The organism is Kitasatospora sp. NPDC004531 (assembly GCF_053602195.1).
This window is the reverse complement of record NZ_JBSGDD010000076.1, coordinates 1-26,072: the sequence shown is the minus strand read 5'-3', so window position 1 is coordinate 26,072 and position 26,072 is coordinate 1. Positions and strand designations below refer to the sequence as shown.

The window sequence follows — 26,072 nt, the reverse complement described above, 5'->3', positions numbered from 1 at the left end:
TTACTTCTTGTTGCGGCCGATCAGCCAGAAGCGGAAGCGGCTGGTGTTGTCCACGGTGGTGTCGACGCCGGTGACGCCGGACTTGTACACGTAGAAGGACTTGTTCTGGTACAGCGGCAGCATCGGCACGGCGTCGGCCAGGATGTTCTGGATCGTGCCGTAGGCGCCGCCGCCGGTGCGGTCGGTGAGCTTGATCGAGTCCGGCACCAGCTTGGTGCTGATCGTCGGGTTGTCGTAGTTGTTGTGGAACGCGCCGCCCTCGACCACCAGCGGGCTGATGTAGTCGTCCGCGTCGACGTAGTCGGGGGTCCAGCCGATCAGGTACGACTGGTAGCTGTCGTTCGACCAGTTGGCCAGGAAGGCGTTCCAGTCGGACTCCTGCTGGACCGTGACCTGGAACAGGCCGCTGGCGTCCAGCTGCTTCTTGATGGCCTCCAGCTCGGCGGCGCCGGCCCGGGAGCGGGACCAGGTCATGGTGAGCTTGACCGGGGTGGTGATGTGCGCGTCGGTCAGGATCTTCTTGGCCTTGGCGACGTCCGGCTCGCCGTACTTGTCGAAGAAGGCGGTGTTGTGGCCGACCACGCCGGCCGGGACGACCGAGTACAGCGGCAGCACGGTGCCCGCGTACACGTCGTGGGCGAGCGCCTTGCGGTCGACCAGCTGGGCGGCGGCCTGCCGGACGGCCTGCTTGCCGGCCGTCTCGTCCTTGGTGTTGAACACCAGGTAGAAGGTCGCGGCGCTGTCGCCCTCGGCGACCCGCAGGTTGCCCTTGCCGGACTGGTCGTCGTTCTTGATCTGGGCGGCCACGGCGGGGTCCAGGCCGTTGTCCGCGACGTCGATCTCGCCCTTGTCGAGGGCGGCCTTCAGGTCGTCCGCCTTCTCGTAGTAGCGGACGACGAACTTGCTGTTCTCGGGCTTGGTGGCACTGCCGCGGTACGTCGGGTTCGGCGAGAGGGTGACCTTGTTGGGGCTCTTGCCCTGGTTCTCGATCGCGTCCACCCGGTACGGGCCGGAGCCGACCAGCTTGTCGTTGGCGAGCAGCTTGTCGGCCGGGAAGACCTGGTGGTCGACGATCGCGCCGGCCGGCGAGGCCAGCTTGGCCGGGAGCACCGCGTCGGGGGTCTCCAGGTGGAAGACGACCTCGAGTTCGCCGTTGGCCTCCACCGACTTGATGGTCGACAGCAGCGGGCTGGGACCGGTCGGGTCGGCGATCTTCTTGGTGCGCTCGATGGAGAACTTGACGTCCTCGGCGGTCACCGGGTGGCCGTTGGTGAACTTCAGACCGGCGCGCAGGGTGCACTTGTAGGTCATCGTGTCGCTGCCGGTGAACTGGCAGGACTCGGCGGCGTCGGGCTGCGGCACGGTCGCGCCGGGCGGGAAGGCCAGCAGCGACTGGAAGGAGTTGTTGAGGACCAGCCAGGCGCCGATGTCGTACGCGCCGGCCGGGTCCAGCACCGTGGTGCCGTTGGTGGTTCCCAGGGTGATCGCGGCGCCGCTGTCGCCGCCGTTGGCGACCTTCTCCACGGACGCGCAGCCGGCCGCCGTGGTGGCGACGAGCGCTGCGCAGCTGAGCACGGCCAGGCGGTTGGGCGTAGTCATGCGGGGTGGTCTTCCTTACTGCGTGCGGCCGGCTCGCCCCCGAGGACGGCCCGCGTCCGGGCCACCGGGGTGGGGCGGCAGGGCACGGGTCGGTGCGACCGCATGGGCACCCGGTGCCGGTGGTCGGTCGGCGGTGGGTGGCGGCAGGGGGCGTCTGATCGGATGTAGCGTGCCACATCGCACCGGGTCGGTCACCGACTGTTCGAACACTGGGTGGCCGGAAGGCGGCGGGCCGTCACTTCGGGGCCGACGAGTTGTCAGACAATGCCCGTTTTCATACCTGCTGCCGGATACGGTCCGCGTACCCACGAATGCGGAGGGGAACCGGAATTGACCGCGAAGGAGACGAAGGTCACACCCGGGCGCCGGCCAGCGTGCGCAGCACGTCGAGGTCGACCTGTTCGAGCGAGGGCAGCACCAGGCGGCCGGGGCCGGGCTCGATGGCGGCGATCGAGGGCACCGCGATGACGGGGCAGCCGGCGGCTTCGGCGGCGGCGACGCCGGTGGGGGTGTCCTCGACGACCACGCAGCGGGCCGGGTCGGCGCCCAGGCGGGCCGCTGCGGTCAGGTAGGGGTCGGGGAACGGCTTGGTGCGGGGCACCTCGTCGCCGGCCACGGTGAAGGCGAAGTTCTGGGCGCCCAGACTGCGCAGCACGATGTCGATGATGTGCCGGTGCGAGGCGGACACCAGGGCGGCGGGGACGCCGTGCGCGGCGAGGGTGTTCAGCAGCCGCTCGGCGCCGGGCATCAGCGGGACGCCGCCGGCCAGCAGCTCCACGAAGCGCCGGTTGATCTGGGCGCCGAGGTCGGCGGGGCGGATCGCGGCGCCGGTGCGGGTGAGCAGGTAGTCGATGACGCGGGTCATCGGGCCGCCGACCACGTGGGTGCGGTCCTCGGCGGTGAGGTGGTGGCCGAGTTCGGCGAACAGGTCGACCTCGGCCTGCCACCAGAAGTCCTCGGTGTCGACCAGGGTGCCGTCCATGTCGAGCAGGACGGCCTGCAGGCCGCTGCCGTCGCCGTCTCCGCCGACACGGACCGGGGTCGAGACCGTCGTCATGCGCGCCGTCCTTCCGGGTGGTCGTCCGGGCGCACCGCGTCCGGGGATGGCACAGGCCGGCCCGCTGGTGAGCGGACCGGCCCGTTCAGGATCATCAAGAATACGCCCGCCGGAGCGGATTGCACCGGGCGGTGGCGAGGCGAACGGATGATCTGCCGTTGAAGTTCTCCCCGCGCCGTCCTAGCGGGCGTTGAAGTACTTGGCCTCCGGGTGGTGCAGCACGATGGCGTCGGTGGACTGCTCGGGGTGCAGCTGGTACTCCTCGGAGAGGATCACGCCGACCCGTTCGGGCTTGAGCAGTTCGGCGATCTTGGCGCGGTCCTCCAGGTTCGGGCAGGCGCCGTAGCCGAGCGAGAAGCGCGCGCCGCGGTACTTGAGGGCGAACATGTCCTTGACGTCCTGCGGGTCCTCGTCGCCGAAGCCGAGTTCGTAGCGGACCCGGGCGTGCCAGAACTCGGCCAGCGCCTCGGCCAACTGCACGGACAGGCCGTGCAGTTCGAGGTAGTCGCGGTAGGAGTCGCCGGCGAACAGCTCGTTGGCGGCCTCGGAGATCCGGTTGCCCATGGTGACCACCTGCAGGGCGACCACGTCGCGCTCGCCGCTCTCCTCCGGGCGGAAGAAGTCGGCCAGGCACAGGCGGCGGCCGCGGCGCTGGCGGGGGAAGGTGAAGCGGGTGAGCTCGGTGTCGTCCTCGCCGTAGACGATCAGGTCGTCGCCCTTGGAGTTGGCCGGGTAGTAGCCGTAGACGACGGCGGGCTCCAGCCAGCCCTCGGTCTGCAGGCGGTCCAGCCAGCCGCGCAGCCGCGGGCGGCCCTCGGTCTCCACCAGCTCCTCGTAGGAGGGGCCGCCGGAGCGGCCGCCCTTGAGGCCCCACTGGCCCTTGAACAGCGCGTCCTCGTCGAGCCAGGAGGCGTAGTCCTGGAACGGGATGCCCTTGATGATGCGGTCGCCCCAGAACGGCGGGGTCGGGATGCGGTTGTCGACGGCCACGTCGGAGCGGATCTGGCCGAGGTTGACCTCCTCCGGTTCCTCGACCTCGACCCGGGCGTGCCGGCGCTTGCGCAGCTCGGGCAGCTCGACGCCGGGGACGCCGCGCTTGACGCCGATCAGGGCGTCCATCAGGCGCAGGCCCTCGAAGGCGTCGCGGGCGTAGCGGACCTCGCCGTCGTAGATCTCGTGCAGGTCCTGCTCGACGTAGGCGCGGGTGAGGGCGGCGCCGCCGAGGATGACGGGGAAGTCGGCGGCGAGGCCGCGCTGGTTGAGCTCCTGGAGGTTCTCCTTCATGATCACCGTGGACTTCACCAGCAGGCCGGACATGCCGATCACGTCGGCCTTGTGCTCCTGGGCGGCCTCGACGATCGCCGAGACGGGCTGCTTGATGCCGATGTTGACGACGTTGTAGCCGTTGTTCGACAGGATGATGTCGACCAGGTTCTTGCCGATGTCGTGGACGTCGCCCTTGACGGTGGCGAGCACGATGGTGCCCTTGCCCTCGCTGTCGGACTTCTCCATGTGCGGCTCCAGGTGGGCCACGGCGGCCTTCATCACCTCGGCGGACTGCAGCACGAACGGCAGCTGCATCTCGCCGGAGCCGAACAGCTCGCCGACCACCTTCATGCCGGAAAGCAGCGTGTCGTTGATGATCTCCAGCGCGGGGCGCTCGGCCAGCGCGGCGTCCAGGTCGGCCTCCAGGCCCTTGCGCTCGCCGTCGATGATGCGGCGCTGCAGGCGCTCCTCCAGCGGGAGGGCGGCGAGCTCCTCGGCCTTGGAGGCGGCGGCGGACGCGGCGGAGACGCCCTCGAACAGCTGGAGCAGCTTCTGCAGCGGGTCGTAGCCCTCGCTGCGGCGGTCGTAGACCAGGTCGAGGGCGGCCTGCCGGCGGTCCTCGGGGATGCGGTTCATCGGGAGGATCTTGGCGGCGTGCACGATCGCCGAGTCGAGGCCGGCCTCGACGCACTCGTGCAGGAAGACCGAGTTGACGACCTGTCGGGCGGCCGGGTTGAGGCCGAAGGAGATGTTGGACAGGCCGAGGGTGGTCTGCACGTCCGGGTGGCGGCGCTTGAGTTCGCGGATCGCCTCGATGGTCTCGATGCCGTCGCGGCGGGACTCCTCCTGGCCGGTGGCCAGGGTGAAGGCCAGGCAGTCGACCAGGATCGAGCTCTCGTGGATGCCGTACTCGCGGCCCAGCTGTTCGATCAGCCGCTCGGCGATGGCGACCTTCTTCTCGGCGGTGCGGGCCTGGCCCTCCTCGTCGATGGTGAGGGCGATCAGGCCGGCGCCGTGCTCGCGGGCGAGCGAGGCGATCCTGCCGAAGCGGGTGTCGGGGCCGTCGCCGTCCTCGTAGTTGACGGAGTTGAGCACCGCGCGGCCGCCGAGCATCTCCAGGCCGGCCCGCAGCACCGGCGGCTCGGTGGAGTCGAGCACGATCGGCAGGGTGGAGGCGGTGGCGAGGCGGCCGGCGATCTCCTTCATGTCCGCGACACCGTCGCGGCCCACGTAGTCCACGCACAGGTCGAGCAGGTGGGCGCCCTCGCGGATCTGCTCGCGGGCGATCTCCACGCAGGTCTGCCAGTCCGCGGCGAGCATCGCCTCGCGGAACTTCTTCGACCCGTTGGCGTTGGTGCGTTCGCCGATCGCCAGGTAGGACGTGTCCTGCCGGAACGGCACCGCCTGGTACAGCGAGGCGGCGGCCGGCTCGGGGCGGGGCTCGCGCGCCGTCAGCGGCAGGCCCTGGACCCGCTCGACCACCTGGCGCAGGTGCTCGGGGGTGGTGCCGCAGCAGCCGCCGACCAGCGAGAGGCCGTAGTCCTTGACGAACGCCTCGTGGGCGTCGGCGAGTTCGGCGGGGCTGAGCGGGTAGTGCGCGCCGTCCTTGGTGAGCACCGGCAGGCCCGCGTTCGGCATGCAGGAGAGGCCGACCTGGGCGTTCTTCGCCAAGTAGCGCAGGTGCTCGCTCATCTCGGCGGGGCCGGTGGCGCAGTTCATGCCGATGTAGTCGATGCCGAGCGGCTCCAGGGCGGTCAGCGCCGCGCCGATCTCGGAGCCCAGCAGCATGGTGCCGGTGGTCTCGACGGTGACCTGGGCGAGCACCGGCAGGTCGAGGCCGGCCTCGGCGAGGGCGTCCTTGCAGCCGAGCACGGAGGCCTTGGTCTGCAGCAGGTCCTGGCTGGTCTCCACCAGCAGCGCGTCGGCGCCGCCCGCGATCAATCCGGCCGCGTTGCGCCGGAAGCCCTCGCGGACGGTCTCGAAGGTGGTGTGACCGAGCGTCGGCAGCTTGGTGCCGGGGCCGATCGAGCCGAGCACCCAGCGGGTGCGGCCGTCCTTGGCGGTGTACTCGTCGGCGACCTCGCGGGCGATCCGGGCGCCGGCCTCGGACAGTTCGAGGATCCGGTCGGAGATGTCGTACTCGCCGAGCGCCGAGTGGTTGGCGCCGAAGGTGTTGGTCTCCACGCAGTCCACGCCGACCGCGAAGTACGCGTCGTGCACGGAGCGGACGATGTCGGGGCGGGTCACGTTCAGGACCTCGTTGCAGCCCTCCAGCTGCTGGAAGTCCTCCAGCGTCGGCTCCTGGGCCTGGAGCATCGTTCCCATCGCTCCGTCGGCCACCACCACCCGGGTGGCGAGGGCCTCACGCAAGGCGTCGGCGCGGTCCTGCTGGGCGGACGTGGGTACAACGGTGGCCATGTGGCTGCTCCCTGAGTGCGACGGCTGTCGGCTATGCGGCCCCACCTTGACCGGGGACGCACCCGGCCAGGGTATCCGCCCGACGGCGGTGTGATGGAACCCATTTCGCATCGTGGGCGTCCCTGTCCACCGGAAGGGAGCCCGATCATGCCCGCTTCATCGCGTCCGAGCAGGTGGCGTCACCACGTTCGAGCCCTCGCTGTGTCCGGATGGCGGACAGGCCCGGCCCGGGCGCGTCGCCGCTGGAAGGAGCGCACCCGCTGGACCCGGCGCCGACGGGTGCTCACCGCCTGCGCGCTGGCCGTGGCGCTGCTGGTGCTGCCGGTACTGGGCGCGGCTCTCGCGCTGCGCTGGTGCTACACGGGCGATCCGGCGGCGGACGCCCGCACCCGGGGCCGGGACGCGATCTGGCTGGGCCACGCCTGGGTGGACGGGCGGCGCACCGACGCCGACCTGTCGGTGCTGGCGGGGCGGGTGCGCGGCACCGGCATCCACGACCTGTACGTGCACACCGGGCCGCTGGAGCACGACGGTTCGCTCGACCCGAAGCTGGCGCCGGGGGTGGCGGACTTCCTCGGCCGGGCCCGGGCGGCGATGCCCGGGGTGCGGATCCAGTCGTGGCTGGGCGACGTGGTCGCACCGGAGAAGGAGGGCCTGCACCTGGACCGGCCGGACGTGCGGGACCGGATCACCGCCTCCGCGAAGCAGGTCCTCGACCTGGGCTTCGACGGCGTCCACTTCGACCTGGAGCCGGTGCACAACGGCTCGGCGGGCTTCCTGGCGCTGCTCGACCAGGTGCACGCGCTGACCTCCGCCCGCTCGGCGCCGCTGTCCATCGCCGCCCCGCAGATCGAGCCGGTGCCGATGGTCGGGCGGGTCAGTTTCGCGCTGACCGACCACGGCAAGTGGTGGAGCGCCGAGTACTTCGCTCAGGCCGCGAAGCGGGTCGACCAGGTGGCGGTGATGTCGTACGACACCTCGATGCCGGTGGAGTCGCTGTACGGCGGCTACGTGGCCCGGCAGACCTCGCTGGCGCTGGCCAACACCCCGCCGGGCGTCGACCTGCTGATGGGCCTGCCCGCGTACTGGGCCGACACGCCCACCCACCGGGGCGACGCGGAGACGGTGCGCGCCGCCGTGCGGGGCGCGCGGCTCGGGCTCGGGGCGGGCGGCCGGGAGAACTTCGGGCTGGCGCTGTACGTGGACTTCGCGGCGACGCCGGACCACTGGGCGGCGTACCGCGACGGGTGGTGCGTGTAGGCCCCGCCGGCGGGCCCCCGCGCGCGGGCGGGCGCGGGGGGCCTCCTAGCATTCGGTTCGGCTCCGCCGTGTGGGGACGGGGCCGGCACCCGAGGGGGAAACGTTCATGCAAGCCCGGAAGATCGGCGCGGCCGCGGCGGCCGCGGTGGCGGTGCTCGCCGCCCGCGACCTGGTCCAGAAGAAGCACGCCCTGCTGAGGAACTTCCCGGTGCTCGGGCACGCCCGGTACCTGCTGGAGACGATCGGGCCGGAGCTGCGGCAGTACATCGTGACCTCCAACGAGGAGGAGCGGCCGTTCAGCCGCGACCAGCGGAGCTGGATCTACGCCTCCGCCAAGGAGGAGAACAACTACTTCGGCTTCGGCACCGAGGTGGACGTCGCGGGGGCGCAGGGCCGCGCCTACCTGAAGCAGCGCACCTTCGCCGGCCCGCTGCCGGACGGGCACGACCCGCAGGCCGCGCTGCCCTCGGCCAAGGTGCTGGGCGGGCCGCGCGGCCGGGCCAAGGCGTTCCGGCCGGGCAGCGTGGTGAACATCTCCGCGATGAGCTTCGGCTCGCTGTCCGGCGCCGCCATCACGGCGCTGAACAAGGGCGCGGCGCAGGCCGGCGCGATGCACAACACCGGCGAGGGCGGCCTGTCGCCGTACCACCGGCAGGGCGCGGACCTGGTGCTGCAGCTCGGCACCTCGTACTTCGGCTGCCGCAACGAGGACGGCAGCTTCGACCTCGCCAGGCTCAAGGACGTGGTCGCGGGCGCGCCGGTGCGGGCGATCGAGATCAAGCTGTCACAGGGCGCCAAGCCGGGCCTGGGCGGCATGCTGCCGGGCGCGAAGGTGACGCCGGAGATCGCGGCGATCCGCGGCATCCCGGTCGGCAAGGACTGCGCCTCGCCGTCGCGGCACTCCGCGTTCGGGGACGTGGACTCGATGCTGGACTTCGTCGAGCTGCTGGCCGCCGAGACCGGCCTGCCGGTGGGCGTCAAGAGTGCCGTCGGCGAGCTGGAGTTCTGGCAGGAGCTGGCGGCGCTGATGTCCGGCGGCGACCGGGGCGTCGACTTCGTGACGGTGGACGGCGGCGAGGGCGGCACCGGCGCGGCGCCGCGGATGTTCGCGGACTCGGTGTCGCTGCCGTTCCGGATGGGCTTCTCCCGGGTCTACGGCACCTTCGCCGAGCTGGGCCTGACCGACCGGCTGACCTTCATCGGCTCCGGGAAGCTCGGCCTGCCGGAGAACGCGGCGGTGGCGTTCGCGCTGGGCGCCGACATGATCAATGTGGCGCGCGAGGCGATGCTGTCGATCGGCTGCATCCAGGCCCAGAAGTGCCACACCGACAAGTGCCCGACCGGTATCGCCACCCAGAACCCGTGGCTGGCCCGCGGCGTCGACCCGGCCTCCAAGTCCGTCCGGGCCGCGGTCTACCTGCGCACCCTGCGCCGGGAGTTGGCGAAGGTCTCCGGTGCGCTCGGCGTCGCCCACCCCTCGCTGATCACCCCCGCCGACATCGAGGTGCTGAACGGCGACTACGAGGCCCGCACGCTGGCCGGCGTGTACGGCTACAAGGAGGGCTGGGGCGAGCTCGGCCCGGAGCTCGCCGCGGAGATCACCGCGCTGATGACCGGCCGGCCCGCGCTCTGACGCACCGGAGGGGGCCCGGCACTTCCCCCGGGCCCCCTCCGTCGCACGTCAGCGCAGGTCGAACACCAGGCGGGCGGAGACCTTGCCGGCGAGCACGTCGGCGAAGCACGCGTTGACGTCCTCCAGCCTGCGGGTCTCCCGGATCACCCGGGTGCGGCCCAGCTGGTGCAGGCGGAACACCTCCGCGAGGTCCTGCCGGGTGCCGACGATCGAGCCGATCACCTTGGTGCCGTTCAGCACCGTCTCGAACACCGGCAGCGTCAGCTCGCCCTCGGCGGGCAGCGCGACCAGGACCAGGGTGCCGCCGCGGCGCAGCGAGTCGTAGGCGGCGCGGAAGGAGGCGTTGCTGACGGCCAGCGAGACCGCGGCGTCCGCGCCGCCCAGCTTGCGGACCTCGTGCGCGACGTCCTGGATCCGGGCGTCGATCACGTGGTCGGCGCCGAGCTCCTTGGCGAGCTTCAGCTTGTCGTCGGTGATGTCCACGGCGACGGTCTCCGCGCCGAAGATCTTCGCGTACTGCAGGGCGAGGTGGCCGAGGCCGCCAATGCCGGAGATCAGCACCCGGGTGCCGGGCCGGGCGCCGGACAGCTTGACGGCCTTGTACGTGGTGACGCCGGCGCAGGACAGCGGCGCGGCGTCCATCGGGTCGACGCCGTCCGGCACCGGCACCACGTAGTCGCCGTGCGCGAGGGTGTACTCGGCGTACGCGCCGTCCACCGAGTAGCCGGAGTTGTGCTGCTCCAGGCAGAGCGTCTCCCAGCCGGTGACGCAGTAGTCGCAGCGTCCGCAGGCGTCGGCCAGCCAGGCGATGGCGACCCGCTGGCCGACCTCGACGTGCCGGACGTTCGCACCGGCGGCCTCCACAATGCCCACGCCCTCGTGGCCGGGGACGAACGGCGGGGTCGGCTTGACGGGCCAGTCGCCGTGCGCGGCGTGGATGTCCGTGTGGCACAGGCCGGAGCACTCGATCCGCACCAGCACCTGGTGCGGCGCCGGGGCCGGCACCTCGCGTTCCTCGATCTCCAGCGGCTTGGTGAAGTCCCGGACCACTGCTGCCTTCATGGCCTTCTCTCCTCACAGAGCATGTAAATCCGACAAACGGGATGTCCCGCTGCGCCCAGCCTGCTGGCCGGGCGGGGGAACCGCGAAGGGGCGCGCCGACCGCGACGAAGATCACGTCCCGACCGCCCTGCGGCGCTGACGGCGCGTCAGGGTAGCGTTGACCAAAGCCCGTCATTTCCAGGCGGGTTGGGGCTGCTCCGCCCTGTCCGCCGAACACCGCACGGTACGGAGGAACGTCATGCCGCGCACCCTCACGCGCACCGCCGGGGCCGCACTGGCCCTGCTCACCGCCGGCCTGCTCCTGGCGGGCTGCGGCCCCGCCGAGCACGCCGAGTCCGCCCCTTCGGCCAGCCCCTCCCCCACCGCTGCCGCCCCCACCCCCAAACCCAGCTACAGCCCCGTGGCCCCGGCCCAGCTCGACGACTCCTACTTCGCCGAGGGCGCCTGCGCCCGCGCCCTGAGCCCGGGCAGCGGCTCCCGCTACGAGATGGTGCCCTGCGACAGCCCGAACGCCGAGGCCAAGGTCACCAAGCGCAGCGGCACCCTGACCGGCGTCGCCGCCGCCCTCCCGCACGGCGCGGACTGCCCGGACGGCACCGACGCCGCCCTCGACCTCACCCAGAACGCGCTGACCGGCGTCACCAACAACCGCGCCGCGTGGGCCTGCCTGCGCAACCTCCGCGACCCGCACCCCGGCGACCCGGGCGGTGGCGGCGGCGTCGGCATCGTGGTCGGCGACTGCGTGTACGCCACCAAGTCCGCGAGCGGCTCCGACACCGTCGCCGAGACCCGCTGCGACGGGCAGGGCGACCACAAGCCGGAGTACAAGGTCGACAAGGAGTACGTGAAGCAGACCGTGCAGCTCAAGGGGAGCACCGAGGCGACCTGCCCCGACGAGGCCACCGTCACCTTCACCATCCCCGCACCGCCCGGCACCCTCGCCATGAACCCGACCGTCGCCTGCGCGGAGCCCGTCGACTGACGGCGATACCCTTGGTCCTCCTGCCCGGCCACGGGTGGCATTCAAAGCCCGTAGGCTGGGCAGGTAAGGGACCTGGGGGCGGCCGTGCCCCCGCCACGCACGGAGGGAGCTGCCGGGTGATCGAGCTGGAAGACCTGCCCGAGTTGATCGACCCGGTGATGATCTGCGCCTTCGAAGGCTGGAACGACGCCGGCGACGCGGCCTCCGCCGCGCTCGGACACCTCGACGAGACCTGGGGCGGCAAGGTGTTCGCCGCGCTCGACGCCGAGGACTACTACGACTTCCAGGTCAACCGGCCCACCATCTGGCTCGACGGCGGCGTCCGCCGGATCACCTGGCCCACCACCCGCCTCTCGGTGGTCCGGGTCACCGAACCCAAGCCGCGCGACCTGGTCCTCGTCCGGGGCATCGAGCCCAGCATGCGCTGGCGCTCCTACTGCAACGAACTGCTGGGCTTCGCCCACGAGTTGGGCATCGAACTGGTCGTCGTCCTGGGCGCGCTGCTGGGCGACACCCCGCACACCCGGCCGGTGCCGGTCTCCGGCGTCACCTCCGACGCGACGGTGGCCCGCAGCCTCGACCTCGAAGAGAGCCGCTACGAAGGCCCTACGGGCATCGTCGGGGTCCTCCAGGAGGCCTGCGCGCACGCCGGCGTCCCCGCCGTCACCTTCTGGGCCGCCGTCCCGCACTACGTCTCCCAGCCGCCCAACCCCAAGGCCACGCTGGCCCTGGTCAACAAGCTGGAAGACCTCCTCGACCTGCGCATCCCCCCGGGCGACCTCACCGAGGACGCCCGCGCCTGGCAGATCGGCGTCGACCAGCTCGCCGCGGAGGACTCCGAAGTCGCCGAGTACGTCCAGCAGTTGGAGGAGGCCCAGGACACGGCCGAACTGCCGGAGGCGTCCGGCGACGCGATCGCCCGCGAGTTCGAGAGGTACCTGCGGCGACGCGAGAACCAGGGGCCGAAGGGCGAGAAGCCGATCACGGGGCACGCGACGGAGCGGCCGAAGGACGAGGACGAGGAATAGCTCGCGACCGCGAGAGGGCGCGAAACGCGAGTGGGCGCGAAGACAGGGGCGCGTGGGGGTACCTCCCGGCCCGCTAGGGCTGGGGGAGAACTGCGCGAAGCGGAAGGCACCCCGTCCGCAAGATCGCGACGCAGGACCATGACCTGCACTTGATCGCGACCTTGCGGACGTGGTGTGCGCTTGTCGCGCAGTTCCCCGCGCCCCTGGTGGTGCGCTCCCTGGTTCTCGCGCCCTTACAGGGCTACGCCCAGGAGCGCGTCGACGGTGCGGGAGACCAGGCCCGGGGCGCCGGTGTCCTCGCCGCCGGCCGCGTGGGCGCTCGCCGCCCAGCGGTCGATCGCGGCGAGGGCCGTCGGGGTGTCGAGGTCGTTGGCGAGGGCCTCGCGGACCTCCGCGAGCAGCGCCGTCGCGGAGGGGCCGTCCGGGCGGGAGACGGCGGAGCGCCACGCGGCGAGGCGGGTGAGGGCGGCGTCGAGGTCGTCGGCCGTCCACTCCCAGTCGCTGCGGTAGTGGTGGGCGAGCAGGGCGAGCCTGATCGCGGCGGGGTCGATGCCGTCGCGGCGCAGCGCGGAGACGAACACCAGGTTGCCGCGCGACTTGGACATCTTGTGGCCGTCGAGGCCGACCATGCCGGCGTGCACGTAGGCGCGGGCGTAGGGGTGGGTGCCGAGGGCGACCTGGGCGTGGGCGGCGCCCATCTCGTGGTGCGGGAAGGACAGGTCGCTGCCGCCGCCCTGGATGTCGAAGTCCATGCCGAGGAACTTGAGCGCGATGGCGACGCACTCGATGTGCCAGCCGGGCCGGCCGTGGCCGAGCTCGGTGTCCCAGGCGGGTTCGCCGGGGCGGGCGGAGAGCCAGAGCAGGGCGTCGAGGGGGTTCTTCTTGCCGGGGCGCTCGGGGTCGCCGCCGCGTTCGGCGAAGACCGGCAGCATCTGTTCGCGGGTGAGGCCGGAGACCTCGCCGAAGTGCGGGTCGGACTCGACGGAGAAGTAGATGTCGCCGTCGACCTCGTAGGCGGCGCCGGAGGCGAGCAGCTGCTGCACCAGCGGGACGATCCACGGGATGGATTCGACGGCGCCGATGTAGTGCGCGGGCGGGAGCATCCGCAGCGCCGTCATGTCCTCGCGGAACAGGGCGGTTTCGCGGGCGGCGAGTTCGGTCCAGTCCTGGCCGGTGGCGACGGCGCGCTCCAGCAGCGGGTCGTCGACGTCGGTGACGTTCTGGACGTAGAGGACGTCGTGGCCGGCGTCCTTCCAGACCCGCTGGACCAGGTCGAAGGTGTTGTAGGTGGCTGCGTGGCCCAGGTGGGTCGCGTCGTAGGGAGTGATGCCGCAGACGTAGAGCCGGGCGGTCGGGCCGGTGGGCACGACCTCTCGGACACTGCTCGTGGCGGTGTCGTAAATGCGCAGGGGAAGCCCCTGACCGGGCAGGGCGGGAACCTCGGAGGCGGGCCAGGCATGCATGGGGACGACTCTAACCTTGCGCGGTTTTGAAAGACCAACCTGTTGCCATGATCGGCTTGATTACGATCATTCTCTGTTTCGGATCGGTATCAGACCGGTGGCCAGGGAATAGACGGCCAGTCGGCCGACGGCAGCGGGTGCCGTCCGGAGGCCAGCAGCGCGCCGGTCCGGGCGCGCAGCGCGGCGAGTTCGAGCGGGGTCAGGTGCGGGCGCAGCCGCTCGCCGAGCGGGCCGTCGAGGTCGGTGGCGAGCTTGCCGAGGACGTCGAGGGCCTCGGCGGTGAGCGGCTGGCCGGCCCACCCCCACAGCAGGGTGCGGAGCTTGGGCTCGGCGTGGAAGGTCACGCCGTGGTCGATGCCGTAGAGGCGGCCGTCGGCGGCGGGCAGCCAGTGGCCGCCCTTACGGTCGGCGTTGTTGAGGACGGCGTCCAGCACGGCGAGGCGGCGCAGCCGTTCGTCGTCGCGGTGCACCAGCCAGGCCTGGCGTCCGGCGTCGAGTTCGGCGCGGACGATGGGGAGCCAGCCGGCGGCGGGGCCGTCCAGCGGTTGCAGGTCGAGGAGTTCGGGGGCGTCCGGGTCGGGTTCGATCCACAGCTGGACCATGCCGGGGCCGGCGGGGCCCTCGCGCAGCACGGTCGGCGGGATCAGCTGCCAGCCGGTCGCGACGGACAGCTCGTGGGCGGCGGTCTCCCGGCCGGCCAGGGTGCCGTCGGGGAAGTCCCACAGCGGGCGTTCGCCGGCGACGGGCTTGTACACGCACGGGGCGGTGACGCCGTCCAGCGTGGCGGTGCAGTAGAGGACGGCGTTGGAGGCGTCGGTGACCCGGCCGTGCACGGCCAACTCGCCCTCGCTCAGCAGGGCGAGGGCGGCGCGGGTGTCGGCGGCCAGGGCGGCGCTGGTGGCCGGGTCGGTGCCGGGGGCTTCCACGGCGGGCTGCTCGCTCAGCGCCGGTAGCCGTTCGCGCGGGGGCACAGGTGGCCCTCGGGGTCGAGCGGCAGGTTGCAGAACGGGCAGGGCTTGCGGCCCGCCGCGACCAGGTCGAGGGCGCGCTTGGCGAACACCCGGGCCATCGCGCCGCTGAGCCGCACCCGCAGCAGGTCGGGGCCGTTCTCGTCGTCGAAGACCTCGATCTCGTCCTCGTCCTCGGACTCCTCGACGTACGCCTGCGCCTCGACGACCAGGCACTCCTCGCGGGCGTCCCAGGCCAGCGCCATGGTGCCGACCCGGAACTCCTGCTCCAGCGGCAGGTCCAGCGGGGCGGCGTCGAGCAGGTCGACGGGGGCGGCGGCCGGGATCGGGGCGTCGCCGCCGCTGCGCCGCAGCGCCTCGTCGAGGACCTCCTCGATGCGCTCGGCGAGGGCGGCGACCTGCGCCTTCTCCAGCAGCACGCTGGTGATCCGGCCGCGCGAGGACGCCTGCAGATAGAACGCCCGGGCGCCGGGCTGGCCGACGGTGCCGGCCACGAACCGCTCGGGCTGGTCGTAGAAGTGGACCTGACGGGACACGCTGCTCGCTCCGGTACGGGGGTGTGCGGTCTTCTCGATCTCACCCTACGGCCAAACGGCCCTGCGGTGGGACACGGGTGGCGCGGTTTCCTGCTGCGGCTCGGGCCGTGGCGCCTGCCGGGGCTCAGGCCGTGGCGGCGCCGGTCTCGCCGCCGATCACCGCGTCGTCGCCGGCCGAGTGGCCGTGCGGGCGCGGGGCGAGCGGGGCGAGGCTGCCGGTGTCGCCGAGGCGCAGCAGGTAGGGGCGGTTGGGGGTGTAGCGGATCGCGGTGACCGAGCACGGTTCGACGGAGATCCGCTGGAAGTGGTCGAGGTGCAGGCCGAGGGCGTCCGCGACGATGGCCTTGATCACGTCGCCGTGGGTGGCGGCCGCCCAGAGCGCGTCCGGGCCGTGTTCGACGGAGATCTTGGCGTTCCACTCGCGGACGGCGTCCACGGTGCGGTGGCTGAGCGCGCGCAGCGACTCGCCGCCGGGGAAGGCGGCGCCCGAGGCGTGGTCCTGGACGGTGCGCCACAGCGGCTCTTCGGCGAGTTCGGACAGCGGGCGGCCGGTCCAGTCGCCGTAGTGGCATTCGCCGAGCCGCTCGTCGAGGTCGGGCGGGCCGAGTTCGGGGCGGGCGGCGGCGAGCGGCTCCAGGGTCTGCCGGCAGCGCTCCAGCGGGCTGCTGACCAGCCGGGCGATCGGCAGGCCGGCCAGTCGCTCCGGCAGGGCGGCGGCCTGGGCGCGGCCGGTGTCGTCCAGGTCGACGCCGGGCATCCAGCCGGCCAGGATTCCGGCGGAGTTGGCGGTGGAGCGGCCGTGGCGCACGAGCAGCAGGGTGGGCATACCGCAAGCCTACGGGGTGCTCCCCGCACGGCGGGGCCGGGCTTCGGGTCACAATGGCGGACATGATCGTGGATTGCGGCACTTACCGGGCCGGGCGGCGCACCGACGGGCCGGAGGACTTCTCGGACGCCCTGGCGGCGGTCCGGGCGTCCGGCGACGGCTTCGTGTGGATCGGCCTGGCCGACCCGACGGAGGCCGAATTCGACCACGCCGCCGACGAGTTCGCGCTGCACCCGCTGGCGGTGGAGGACGCGGTGACGGCGCATCAGCGCCCGAAGGTCGACATCTACCAGGACTCGGTGTTCACCGTCCTGAAGACCGCCGCGTACCACACCGACGACGAGACGGTGTCCATCGGCGAACTGATGATCTTCCTGGGCGACTCGTACGTGATGACGGTCCGGCACGGGCCGGAGAGCCCGCTGAAGGACCTGCGCGCCGAACTCGAGAAGCAGCCCGAGCTGCTGGCGCACGGGCCCGCCGCCGTCCTGTACGCGATCTGCGACCTGGTGGTCGACCAGTACCTCGACGTGGCCACCGAACTCCAGACCGACCTGGACGAGTTGGAGGCCGAGATCTTCTCCCCCGGCCGGGTCCGCGGCGCCGCCGAGCGCATCTACGCCTTCAAGCGGCAGGTGGTGAACTTCCGCAAGGCCACCTTCCCGCTGATGGAGCCGGCGCTGCGGCTCACCCGTGCCGGCGCCGCCACCGGCGAGGTCAGGGTGCCGTTCGTCGCCGCCGAGCTGCGCCCCTACTTCCGGGACGTCGCGGACCACCTGGCCAAGGTCAACGAGGTGGTGGAGAGCCTGGACCGGCTGCTGTCCGACATCCTCTCCGCCAACCTGGCGCAGGTCTCCGTCCAGCAGAACGACGACATGCGCAAGATCTCCGCCTGGGCGGCGCTGGCCGCCGTCCCGACCATGATCGCCGGCATCTACGGCATGAACTTCGAGCACATGCCGGAGCTCCGCCAGCCCTGGGGCTATCCGGCGGCGCTGACGCTGATGGCCGGGGTCTGTTTCGGCCTGTACCGCCTGTTCAAACGCGCGGGCTGGCTGTAGCGGCCGGCCCGCGCGTTCGACGGCGGGTGCGCGGTCAGGACTGCTGGAGCCGGCGGCGGCGGGCGGCCACCAGGGCGGCGCCGAGGGCCACCGAGGCCGCGCCGGCGGCGGCCAGGCTGCCGAGCGGGGCGTCGACGCCGGTGGAGGCGAGGGTGCCGGCGGGGGTGCCGGTGCCGGTGCCGGTGTTCGTGCTGGTGCCGGTGCCGGTCTGGGGCGTGGTGTCGGACGCCGGGGTCACGGTGGTGCCGGACTGGTCGGCCTGGCCGCCCTGGTTCGGGGTGGTGCCGGTGCCGCCGTCGTTGCCGCCTTCGTTCCCGCCGGTGTTGCCACCTTCGTTCCCGCCTTCGTTGCCGCCCGTGCCGCCGCCGTTGCCGCCGGACTCGTGGGCGTTGGCGGTGTCGCGGGCCTGGGCCTCGGCCAGGCCGGTGAGCAGGAAGGTGTGCAGGGCTTCGGAGGTGTTCGCGTCCAGCGCCTCACCGGCGGCCTTGCGGACCTCGGCCCCGCCCAGCGACATGGCCTGGGAGAGCCACAGCCGGGCGTCGTCGTCGCTGACGTTCGCCAGGTCGGACAGGAAGGCCTTGGCGTCGTCCGTGCTCAGCGCCTCGGCGGCGGCCTCGCTCATGGTGAGCGAGCTGCCCGGCCGGACCAGCTGGTGGAGCACCTTCCACCAGCGCTCGTTGGCGAGCAGGCGCGGGGCCTCGACCTCCAGGAAGTGGTCGATCGCCGCGTCGTCGCCGTCCAGCGCCTTGCTCGCGGCCGCCTCCAGCGCGCTGCTGGGCCTCGCCTGGCTGAGGATCTGCGAGACGCGGACACGCTTGTCGGCGCGGATGATCTGCGGCATCTCGACATCCAGGAAGTGCTTGACGTCCTCGGCCGTGCCGGCCAGCGCGGCCTTGGCGTGCTCGTAGAAGTACCGGCTGTGCCCCGGCTCCTCGATCACCTTGGCCAGCCGGGCGCGCAGTTCGGCCTCCTCCTCGGGCGTGATGTCGGAGGGCGCGGGGGTGGCCTCCGCCGGGGTGTCGGCCGTCGCCGGGGCGTCGGGCTGCGACTGCCCGGTGGGCGTGGGCGTCGGCGCGGTGTCGGCGAGCGCCGGGTTGGCGGCGAGGGCGGTCGGGGCGGCGACCGCGGCGACGAAGACGGCGGCGGCGATCGAACGACGGATGCTCAAGATGTCCCCCTGGAACGGTGGTTCGGACCCTCGGCCGGTCGCCGCGGCAGTCCCGCCCGGCGCCGGGCGCGATGATCGTATCGGAACCTTCCGACGCTCCGACCGGCGGTCTTTCCCGCCCCTTGACCGAGGCCTTCCGGCCGGCAGCACTTCGCCCCGGGCAGGCTCCGAAGGGCCTGACCGGGGCGAGTGTCGGGCCGGCGGTCGTCGCGCGCCCCGGGGCAGCTCTGGCTGGCCCATCGAGGTCACGTCGTTGTCCTGGCAGTTCGAGTGATCCCTTGGAGATCCACTGCGATACGAAACTGAAATGCAACAGCAGGCCGACCGCACGACAGGGCATTTCGTCCCGCCCGGAAATCCGGCGCCGGTCAGCCGATGGCGTTCAGCATCGCTTCTTCCACATGGTCGGCGGCGTTGCGGTGGCCGAGGGCGTTGGGGTGCACGAAGGACAGCTGGTCGGGGGGAGTGAGAATGCCTTCCACCCACTTGCCGGAGTCGCAGACGCTGTGGTCCTGCGAGGAGTCGTAGAGGTTGACGAAGCTCGCCGCCTTCTGTGTGGCGGTCGACTTCTCGATGGTCCTGTTGAGCGGTTCCAGCACGTCCTGGCGCAGCCAGTCCAGGTCGCCCTGGGTGATCGAGCCGAACTGCGTCAGATCGTTGTAGCGACACTTGGAGGTGTCCTTGGGAATGACCGTGGGGTAGCCGACGGTCAGGATCTTCGCGTGCGGGGCCCGCTCGTGAAGCACGGCGAGCATCCGGTCGTACTCCGTGGCCACCTTGTTCAACCGGGCCGGAATGCCGGCAGCCAGTGCGTCCTTGCACGGGGTTCCGACGCCACCGCTCCCCTGCCCCAACTCCACGCACTTGAGGACGAACTCGCCGAAGCCGAGGGTGTTTCCGCCCACGCCGACGGTGATGATGTCGGTGTTGGGGCCCACCGCCTCGGACTGGGGCGGCACCGGGGGGAACGGGTAGTCCGGGTCCTCGGAGATGCCCGGCAGGTGGCGGCCGATCGGGTGCTGGGGTTCGTCGGTGACGTTCTCGATGGTGGCCGCTCCGCAGCTGACGTTGGTCAGCTCGAAGAGCGAGCCGAGGTCACGGTCGATGTCCTGCGGGTAGGACCGGTCGGTGCGGTCGCAGCCGTCGCGCGGGTACTCGAAGACCTCGCCGGCGGCGGGAATGACCCCGGCGGTGTACGAGTCGCCCAGGGCGACCCACTGCCGGTCCGCGGCGGCGGCAGGTTGCGCCCCGGCGAACTGCGCGGGGACGACAGCGCCGGCGGCGAGCGCTGCGGCCGAGCCGATCAGCGTCAGGCGGGTACGGAAGCGTGCCACGAATCCTCCAGAGATTTGGCAGTCAGCACCGATTTGCCCGGAAAAGAGGCCGCCGCCGAATGTACTGGATTGAGCGCGGGAATTCATGAATCCGCTCCGGGCGCGCCCGCCTGACAACTGAAAACACGTGGCTATTAACTACTTATCAATTTCTTCGCACAACGGGCTGGACGTCGCCCTGGCCGGTGTCGAGGCCGTCGTGGGCGGCCACCAGGCCCGCGCCGTCGGCGTGCGGGGCGCTGTTCTGGGCGCGTTGCAGGGTGCTGATCAGCTGCGCGGCCCGGTCGGCGTCCCCGGGTGCCCGGCGATGTTGTGCTCGGTCGCCGTCCACGTCCGCGAGACCGTCCGGACCGCCCTGCTGGCTGCCGCAGGCACAGCCCGGGCCGCACTGGCAGCCGCTGGACACCGTTCCCCCATTGGTGGAGGTCAGCCCATCTTCCGAGTGGGCACCGCCACGGTCCCAATCGGGCCGGGGCCAGGCGAACTACCCGTCAAGTGTGAGAGGGCTTCGCCCGGTTGACCGGGCCTGGAACCGCATGACCAGGTCGCGGTACGGGAGCGACACCGTCGAGTTCCCGTGGATTCCCAGCGCCTTCTCCACGCTTTCGATCAACTCGGCCGCGCCGACGGCGGTTTCCCGCAGGACTTCCGTTTCGACGAACACCCCTGCGTCGTGCACGGTGTCGATGCTGACCGTCACACCCGGCAGCCCGGGGTGCCGATAGGTGGTCCGCGTCTTCACCACGCGCACCAGCTCGCGCATGCCGATACCGCCGAGCAGCCGCTCGGCCGCGGCGGCCTGCTCTGCTCCCGCGAGGACCACGTTCGTCTCGGTCTTGGACACCACGTCGTCCGCGCTGTGCGTGGAGCCGGTGGACGCCGGCTTGTACGTCACCTCCGCCACGCCGTCCCGGCGACGGACCCGCAGGCACTCGACCGTCGCCAGGTAGTCCACGTCCGGGCGACTGTAGTAGGTGTCTTCCTCTGTCACAGGCCCGTCGGCCAGATAGCCGAGCTCGGCCAGCAGCCCCAACAGGGCTTTCTCGTCGGCGAGTTCCCGCTTCCGCTCGATCTCTTTCAAGTCCGCCACATCGCCATCCTTCCGCACTGGCGGGCCCGGATCGGTGACAGCCCGCCCGAACCCGTGGGCCACCCGCTACCACTTCTCCTCAGCAGTGCCACTGCCGCCCGCGCAGCAGCCACCAGTAACCTTCCAGGTCCCGGCACTGGACTTTCCCCATCGTCGGTCCGAACGACGTCGACGTGAAGGAGCACGGGTGGGCGTGACGGGGGTCTGGGTGGTCGGCGTCTTGGCGGACGACGTCGTCGAGGATGCGCGCCGCCGATTCCCCGACGCCGCCGGAGCCCACGGCACGTGGCCGGAGTCGTCCGCCGACGTGATCCGGTGGCGCGAGCGGTCCGCGCCCGGAGGCTTCTTCGAAGGAGCCCTTGAGCAGCGGTCGCGCACCGACGAAATCGGGCGCTTCGCCGACGCGGTCGACAGCGTCCGCAACGACGAGACCGAGGCGGACGAGTTCCAGGACCATCTGCTCCACGCGGTCCCCCAGCAGGAGTGCGAGGGCCTGTTCTGCGCCGCCGTCCCCAGGGGCGACGGCGCGGCGGCGCTCATGTGGGGGCTCGGCCTCGACACGACGCTCCGACTGCCGGGATGCTGCGGGCAGTTCCTGTTCGACGCCGCCCAAGTGCGGGCCGCGCTCCCCGCGGCCGAGCAAGCGCTCGCCCTTCGCCCACCGCGTCGGGCCGACGTGGCCGCCCGAATACGGGTGTGGCTGGACGAGATGGCGGACGACCCGAACCGCAACGTCGACGAGCTGATCGACGGCCCACTCCGGGTGCTGCGCCACGCGGCGCGCACGGGAGCTGGCGCGGCCGGTCTCACCCTCTGGTACTGACAGGAACGCAGAGGGGCGGCAGGTGCTCACCCCTTTCGGGAGGCACCCGAGCAGCCGACGGAAATCGGACCACTCGCGGGTTGTGGCAGTGCCCGGTCACCGGCTCACGCCCACCAGCCGTTGCCCGACTGCCAGTGCGCGACCCACTCGGCGAAGCCCCAGGCTTCGGCGCCCGGCACCGGGATTGCGCCGACGTCGGACACCATCCAGATTCCACCGCGACAGGGCCCTGCCGTCACCAGCAGCCAGAACGACTGGCCGTCGTCGGAGCCGAGAACAACCGATCCCTGCGTGAAGACGGCATCGATGCGTGGATCGTCGGCATCGACGCTCTCGTCGTCCCCCAGGGCCAGGCACTCTCCAGGGAACACCGCTCCAGCTGCATGAGGCCGTAGAACGGTGCCGCGCCCGAACCGGCGACGTGGGTGAGGAACTGCCGGTAGGCACTGGGCGGGACGATGCCGCGTTCGGCTTCGAATGCAGCAACGCGCGCTTCCGTCAGCTTTGGACGTCCCCGAAGGAGTGGCTGCGCAGTGGTTGGAACGGATCACGGCCGGCTTGCGGTGCCCGGCGACGATGGAGCTACTCGGCGCACTCGTGGGTGGCCGGGTCCACCAGGACGCGGTCGAGCAGGTGGCGCAGTTGGGCCTGTTCCTCGGGGCTGAGGTCGCCGAAGAGTTCGCGTTCGGCCGCGCCGACCTCGTGGTCGATGCGCTCCAGCGTCTGGCGGCCGGCCGGGGTGATCTCCACGATGTGGCGCCGGCGGTCGGCGGGGTCGCGGCGGCGTTCGCACAGCCCGGCGGACTCCAACTCGTTGAGGACGGCGACCAGTTGGCTCGGGTCGACCTCCATCGTGGCAGCCAGTTCGCGCTGGCTGGTGGCGCCGGGGGCGAGCTGCATCAGGGTCATCGCGTTGCGCGGATGCAGCCCGGCGACGCCCAGCGCGGCGCGGAGCCGGGTGCCCGCCAGCTCCCCGCGGAAGGAGAGGAGGAAGCCGAGACGGTCGATCGGGTGTGCAGCTGCCATGGCGTCCACCGTACACAGCGGCCCCATTATGGAGGGGCACTAATCATTGATACTGTTCAATGGTTTTCGCCCCTCCATCATTGGATGTACTCCATGTTCATCGGCTACGTCGTCGTCGCCGCGCTGCTCGCGCTCGGCCTGTCCGCCTCCGCCTTCCTGACCTTCACCCGGAACCCGCAGGTCACGGCCAGCATGACCAAGGTCGGCGTGCCCGACTCCTGGCTGCCCTGGCTCGGGACCGCCAAGGCCGCGGGTGCGCTCGGCCTGCTGGCCGGCCTGTTCGTCCCGCCGCTCGGGGTGGCCGCCGCTGTGGGCCTGGTGCTCTACTTCGTCGGCGCGGCCGTCTCCCACCTGCGCGTGAAGGACTACGCCGTGGCGCCGGTCGTCGTGCTCACGCTGCTCTCGGCGGCCGCGCTGGTGCTGCGCGCGGCCGCCTGACGCGCCAGGGGCTGCCCGACGCCCCCCCGCCGGACGTGGCGAGAGGTGTCGGACAGCCCCGTGGCCCGCGGCGGCGGCCGCGCGGAGAGCGTTCCGGAGGAGTCCGTCAGGCGAGGCCGGCGCGCTCCAAGGCGTCGACGCCGGTGCGCAGGGCGGTGATGCGCTCGTCGAGCGTCCAGCCCGCCGGGGCGAGGGTCAAGGTGGTGACGCCGGCGGCGGCGTAGGCCTGCATGCGGTCGGCGATGCGGGCGGTGTCGCCGAGGAGGGAGGTGGCGTCGATGAACTCGTGCGGGACGGCGGCGGCGGCGCCGGCCTTGTCGCGGGCGAGGTAGCGGGTCTGGACCTCGTCGGCGGCCTGCTCGAAGCCCATCCGGCGGGCGAGCTGGCTGTAGAAGTTCTTCTCCTTGCTGCCCATGCCGCCGAGGTAGAGGGCGGTGTAGTCGCGCAGGGTGTCGGCGGCGGCGTGCAGGTCGTCGCCGACGGCGATGTTGACGGTGGGGCAGAGGTCGAAGCCGTCCAGGGTCCTGCCCGCCTTGGCTCGGCCGGCGGCGAGGGCGTCGACGGAGAGGGCGGCGTGCTCGGGGGCGAAGAACAGGCCGAGCCAGCCGTCGGCGATCTCGCCGGTGAGTTCGAGGTTCTTCGGGCCCATCGAGGCGATGTACAGCGGGATGTGCTCGCGGACCGGGTGGACGGTGAGCTTGAGGGGCTTGCCGGGGCCGCCGGGCAGCGGCAGCGTCCAGTTCTCGCCCTCGTGGACCAGCCGTTCGCGGGACATCGCCTTGCGGATGATCTCCACGTACTCGCGGGTGCGGGCCAGCGGCTTGTCGAACTTGACGCCGTACCAGCCCTCGGAGACCTGCGGGCCGGAGACCCCGAGGCCGAGCCGGAAGCGGCCGCCGGAGAGGGTGTCGAGGGTGGCGGCGGTCATCGCGGTCATCGCGGGAGTGCGGGCCGGGATCTGGAAGATCGCGGAGCCGACGTCGATCCGTTCGGTCTTCGCGGCGACGAAGGACAGCACGGTGGCGGCGTCCGATCCGTACGCCTCGGCGGCCCAGCAGACGGAGTAGCCGAGCCGGTCGGCCTCCTGCGCGACGGCGATGTTGTCGGCGTCCAGGCCGAGTCCCCAGTAGCCGAGGTTGATCCCGAGTCGCATGTGCCCACTGCCTTCCAGATCCGGTGCTGCGGTGAGGGTGACCCCCGTGTCGAGCGACATGCTACTGACCGGTAGCCGTGTCGTCCGCCCCCGCCGCCCTGGCATTCTGCCCAGATGACCAGGAAGCGCCGCGCCGCCACCTTCGCCGACCTGCTCGCGGCCGTGCCCGCCCCGCCCGAGGACGAGCCCGAGGTGCGCCACAACCCGATGCCCGTCCACGACCGCGGCTTCACCGACGCCGACGGCTGCCACTGGCGCCTCGTCCGCGGGCCGCTGGACGTCCGCCGGGCCAAGCGGCTCGCCGTCACCGCCGACCGGATGACCATGGGCGTGGACTACGACGAGCGGGTCCGGCTGTGGATGCCGCGCTTCCTCTCCCCGCAGGAGCGCCCGGCCGCCTGGCTGGAGGCGCGGGCCGGATTCCACGCCAACGAGCGGCCGTCCTACCGGGCGTACGAGTTCGCCGACGCCGACGGCCGCGTCCTGCTGTTCGTCGAGACGCACTGCTGAACCCGACACCAGCTCGGCCGAGCGGGTCGTCCCGGGCCGCAAACGGTTTCGCCGCTACTCTCGCCCACGTGGGGGGACCGCCCCCGACCTGCGCCGTCGCGTGCGGCGCAGCACCGTTGACGGAGGGCGCGATGGAACAACGACAGCTCGGTCGCACCGGCCTGCGGGTCTCCCGGCTCGGCCTGGGCACCCTCACCTGGGGCCGGGAGACCGACGAGCACGAGGCCGCCGAGCAGTTGAAGGCCTTCGTGGACGCCGGCGGCACCCTGGTGGACACCGCCGACGTGTACGCCGACGGCGGCGCCGAGTACCTGCTGTCCCGGCTGACGGACGGTCTGATCCCGCGGTCCGAGCTGGTGATCGCCACCAAGGCCGGCGCGCTCCCCGGCACCCGCCTCCCCGACGCCTCCCGCGGCCACCTGCTGACCGCCCTGGACGCCTCGCTGCGCCGCCTCGGCACCGACCACGTCGACCTGTGGCAGGTCCACGCGTACGACCCGGCCACGCCCACCGAGGAGACCCTGCACGCCCTCGATCTCGCGGTCTCCTCCGGCCGCGCCCGGTACGTCGGGGTGTGCCAGTACAGCGGCTGGCAGCTCGCCAAGTCCGCCGCCCGGCAGCACGCTTCGCCGGGCCGCACCCCGCTGGCCGCCGCCCAGTTCGAGTACTCGCTGCTGCAGCGCGGCATCGAACGCGAGGCGCTGCCCGCCGCGCTGGACGCCGGGGCCGGCGTGCTGGCCTGCTCGCCGCTCGGCCGGGGCGTCCTCACCGGCAAGTACCGGCACGGCGTCCCGTCCGAGTCGCGCGGCGCCGCCCCGTACCCCGCCGGGTCGGTGCAGCCGTACCTGGGCGAGGCGTCCCGCCGGATCGTGGACGCCCTGGCGACCGCCGCCGACGGCCTGGCCTCCACCCCGTTGAAGGTCGCCCTGGCCTGGGTCCGCGACCGTCCCGGCGTGTCGGCCGCCCTGCTGGGCGCCCGCACCGCTGCCCAGCTGCAGTCCTCACTGTCGGTCGAGGCACTTACGCTTCCGGGTGAGATCCGCGCTGCCCTGGACGACGTGTCGGCCCCGGTGCACCGCTACCCGGACCAGGGCTGGACGGAGCTGTAGGCCGTCCGGCCCGTTGAAGGAGCCTTCCGCATGACCACCCCCGAGGAGAGCCCGGCCCCGGCCGCCGAGCAGCACGCCGGTACCGTCGCCGCCCTCGCCGAAGCGATCCGGGCCGTCGGCCGGAGCGGCGCCGACACCCCGGCCGACACGCCCGCCGCCGAAGCCCGTCCCGCCGAAGCCCGTGCCGCCGCCGGCCGTCCCGCCGCCGGCATGCGGATCATCCACGACGACGACCACGTGGTCGTCATCGACAAGCCCGTCG

At 72.1% G+C, this 26,072-nt stretch carries 23 protein-coding genes and 1 pseudogene; 10 read left to right on the top strand and 14 right to left on the bottom strand.

All coding sequences use genetic code 11. From position 1 onward, the window contains the following. The 3 genes from ACWEMJ_RS25700 to metH form a co-directional block, all read right to left on the bottom strand. Complete coding sequence (locus ACWEMJ_RS25700; RefSeq protein ID WP_452139487.1) at positions 1-1,599, bottom strand: ABC transporter substrate-binding protein; 1,599 nt, start codon at positions 1,597-1,599, stop codon at positions 1-3. Positions 1,600-1,951: 352 nt separating this feature from the next. Further along, positions 1,952-2,656, bottom strand: a complete 705-nt coding sequence (locus ACWEMJ_RS25695) for an HAD family hydrolase (protein ID WP_452139486.1) — start codon at positions 2,654-2,656, stop codon at positions 1,952-1,954. A gap of 180 nt (positions 2,657-2,836) precedes the next feature. Then, on the bottom strand, positions 2,837-6,340 hold the full coding sequence (metH, locus tag ACWEMJ_RS25690) for a methionine synthase (RefSeq protein WP_452139485.1): 3,504 nt from the start codon (positions 6,338-6,340) through the stop codon (positions 2,837-2,839). Positions 6,341-6,541: 201 nt separating this feature from the next. Here metH and ACWEMJ_RS25685 point away from each other — a divergent pair, with 201 nt between their 5' ends. Beyond that, complete coding sequence (locus ACWEMJ_RS25685; RefSeq protein ID WP_452139484.1) at positions 6,542-7,600, top strand: hypothetical protein; 1,059 nt, start codon at positions 6,542-6,544, stop codon at positions 7,598-7,600. Between the two features lie 106 nt (positions 7,601-7,706). Next, on the top strand, positions 7,707-9,233 hold the full coding sequence (locus ACWEMJ_RS25680; RefSeq protein ID WP_452139483.1) for an FMN-binding glutamate synthase family protein: 1,527 nt from the start codon (positions 7,707-7,709) through the stop codon (positions 9,231-9,233). A 48-nt stretch (positions 9,234-9,281) separates the two neighbouring features. Here ACWEMJ_RS25680 and adhP read toward each other — a convergent pair whose 3' ends face one another. Then, entirely contained in the window at positions 9,282-10,295 is a 1,014-nt protein-coding gene (gene adhP, locus ACWEMJ_RS25675; protein ID WP_452139482.1) for an alcohol dehydrogenase AdhP, read from the bottom strand. A 238-nt stretch (positions 10,296-10,533) separates the two neighbouring features. Between adhP and ACWEMJ_RS25670 the strand changes: the two genes are divergently transcribed. After that, the gene (locus tag ACWEMJ_RS25670) at positions 10,534-11,277 is read left to right on the top strand and encodes a hypothetical protein (protein WP_452139481.1); all 744 of its coding nucleotides are present in this window, start codon (positions 10,534-10,536) and stop codon (positions 11,275-11,277) included. A 116-nt stretch (positions 11,278-11,393) separates the two neighbouring features. Next, on the top strand, positions 11,394-12,305 hold the full coding sequence (locus ACWEMJ_RS25665) for a PAC2 family protein (protein ID WP_452139480.1): 912 nt from the start codon (positions 11,394-11,396) through the stop codon (positions 12,303-12,305). 233 nt (positions 12,306-12,538) lie between these two features. Here the strand turns inward: ACWEMJ_RS25665 and mshC are convergent, their stop codons facing one another. The 4 genes from mshC to ACWEMJ_RS25645 all read right to left on the bottom strand — a co-directional run bounded on the left by mshC (position 12,539) and on the right by ACWEMJ_RS25645 (position 16,098). After that, positions 12,539-13,768: a cysteine--1-D-myo-inosityl 2-amino-2-deoxy-alpha-D-glucopyranoside ligase gene (gene mshC, locus ACWEMJ_RS25660; protein ID WP_452139479.1), complete on the bottom strand. Its 1,230-nt coding sequence runs from the start codon at positions 13,766-13,768 to the stop codon at positions 12,539-12,541. An 89-nt stretch (positions 13,769-13,857) separates the two neighbouring features. Beyond that, positions 13,858-14,694 (bottom strand): SCO1664 family protein, encoded by an 837-nt coding sequence (locus ACWEMJ_RS25655; RefSeq protein WP_452139478.1) that lies wholly within the window; start codon positions 14,692-14,694, stop codon positions 13,858-13,860. A gap of 14 nt (positions 14,695-14,708) precedes the next feature. Further along, positions 14,709-15,272, bottom strand: coding sequence for a DUF3090 domain-containing protein (locus ACWEMJ_RS25650; protein WP_452139477.1), 564 nt, complete (start codon positions 15,270-15,272; stop codon positions 14,709-14,711). 124 nt (positions 15,273-15,396) lie between these two features. Continuing rightward, positions 15,397-16,098 carry a histidine phosphatase family protein gene (locus tag ACWEMJ_RS25645; RefSeq protein ID WP_452139476.1) on the bottom strand — a complete coding sequence of 234 codons (702 nt, stop codon included), beginning with the start codon at positions 16,096-16,098 and terminating at the stop codon, positions 15,397-15,399. Positions 16,099-16,160: 62 nt separating this feature from the next. On the opposite strand from ACWEMJ_RS25645, the gene corA reads away from it, so the two are divergent. Continuing rightward, entirely contained in the window at positions 16,161-17,159 is a 999-nt protein-coding gene (corA, locus tag ACWEMJ_RS25640) for a magnesium/cobalt transporter CorA (RefSeq protein ID WP_452139475.1), read from the top strand. A gap of 34 nt (positions 17,160-17,193) precedes the next feature. Here corA and ACWEMJ_RS25635 read toward each other — a convergent pair whose 3' ends face one another. From ACWEMJ_RS25635 to ACWEMJ_RS25625, 3 genes are all read right to left on the bottom strand, one after another. Continuing rightward, the gene (locus ACWEMJ_RS25635; RefSeq protein WP_452139474.1) at positions 17,194-18,327 is read right to left on the bottom strand and encodes an ALF repeat-containing protein; all 1,134 of its coding nucleotides are present in this window, start codon (positions 18,325-18,327) and stop codon (positions 17,194-17,196) included. Positions 18,328-18,695: 368 nt separating this feature from the next. Further along, positions 18,696-19,661 (bottom strand): SGNH/GDSL hydrolase family protein, encoded by a 966-nt coding sequence (locus ACWEMJ_RS25630; RefSeq protein ID WP_452139473.1) that lies wholly within the window; start codon positions 19,659-19,661, stop codon positions 18,696-18,698. Positions 19,662-20,145: 484 nt separating this feature from the next. Beyond that, positions 20,146-20,751 (bottom strand): class IV adenylate cyclase, encoded by a 606-nt coding sequence (locus ACWEMJ_RS25625; protein ID WP_452139472.1) that lies wholly within the window; start codon positions 20,749-20,751, stop codon positions 20,146-20,148. A 193-nt stretch (positions 20,752-20,944) separates the two neighbouring features. On the opposite strand from ACWEMJ_RS25625, the gene ACWEMJ_RS25620 reads away from it, so the two are divergent. Next, complete coding sequence (locus tag ACWEMJ_RS25620; protein ID WP_452139471.1) at positions 20,945-21,574, top strand: hypothetical protein; 630 nt, start codon at positions 20,945-20,947, stop codon at positions 21,572-21,574. A gap of 104 nt (positions 21,575-21,678) precedes the next feature. Here ACWEMJ_RS25620 and ACWEMJ_RS25615 read toward each other — a convergent pair whose 3' ends face one another. Then, positions 21,679-21,945 carry a hypothetical protein gene (locus ACWEMJ_RS25615; protein ID WP_452139470.1) on the bottom strand — a complete coding sequence of 89 codons (267 nt, stop codon included), beginning with the start codon at positions 21,943-21,945 and terminating at the stop codon, positions 21,679-21,681. A gap of 211 nt (positions 21,946-22,156) precedes the next feature. Beyond that, positions 22,157-22,600, bottom strand: a complete 444-nt coding sequence (locus tag ACWEMJ_RS25610; RefSeq protein ID WP_452139469.1) for a MarR family winged helix-turn-helix transcriptional regulator — start codon at positions 22,598-22,600, stop codon at positions 22,157-22,159. A gap of 84 nt (positions 22,601-22,684) precedes the next feature. Between ACWEMJ_RS25610 and ACWEMJ_RS25605 the strand changes: the two genes are divergently transcribed. Beyond that, the gene (locus ACWEMJ_RS25605; RefSeq protein WP_452139468.1) at positions 22,685-23,038 is read left to right on the top strand and encodes a DoxX family protein; all 354 of its coding nucleotides are present in this window, start codon (positions 22,685-22,687) and stop codon (positions 23,036-23,038) included. A 106-nt stretch (positions 23,039-23,144) separates the two neighbouring features. Here ACWEMJ_RS25605 and ACWEMJ_RS25600 read toward each other — a convergent pair whose 3' ends face one another. Then, positions 23,145-24,191: an LLM class F420-dependent oxidoreductase gene (locus ACWEMJ_RS25600; protein ID WP_452139467.1), complete on the bottom strand. Its 1,047-nt coding sequence runs from the start codon at positions 24,189-24,191 to the stop codon at positions 23,145-23,147. A 114-nt stretch (positions 24,192-24,305) separates the two neighbouring features. On the opposite strand from ACWEMJ_RS25600, the gene ACWEMJ_RS25595 reads away from it, so the two are divergent. From ACWEMJ_RS25595 to ACWEMJ_RS25585, 3 genes and pseudogenes are all read left to right on the top strand, one after another. Further along, positions 24,306-24,701, top strand: a complete 396-nt coding sequence (locus tag ACWEMJ_RS25595) for a hypothetical protein (RefSeq protein WP_452139466.1) — start codon at positions 24,306-24,308, stop codon at positions 24,699-24,701. A gap of 131 nt (positions 24,702-24,832) precedes the next feature. Continuing rightward, positions 24,833-25,810 carry an aldo/keto reductase gene (locus tag ACWEMJ_RS25590; RefSeq protein WP_452139465.1) on the top strand — a complete coding sequence of 326 codons (978 nt, stop codon included), beginning with the start codon at positions 24,833-24,835 and terminating at the stop codon, positions 25,808-25,810. Between the two features lie 30 nt (positions 25,811-25,840). Continuing rightward, positions 25,841-26,072 (top strand): annotated as a pseudogene (locus ACWEMJ_RS25585) (hypothetical protein); the annotation flags it as partial.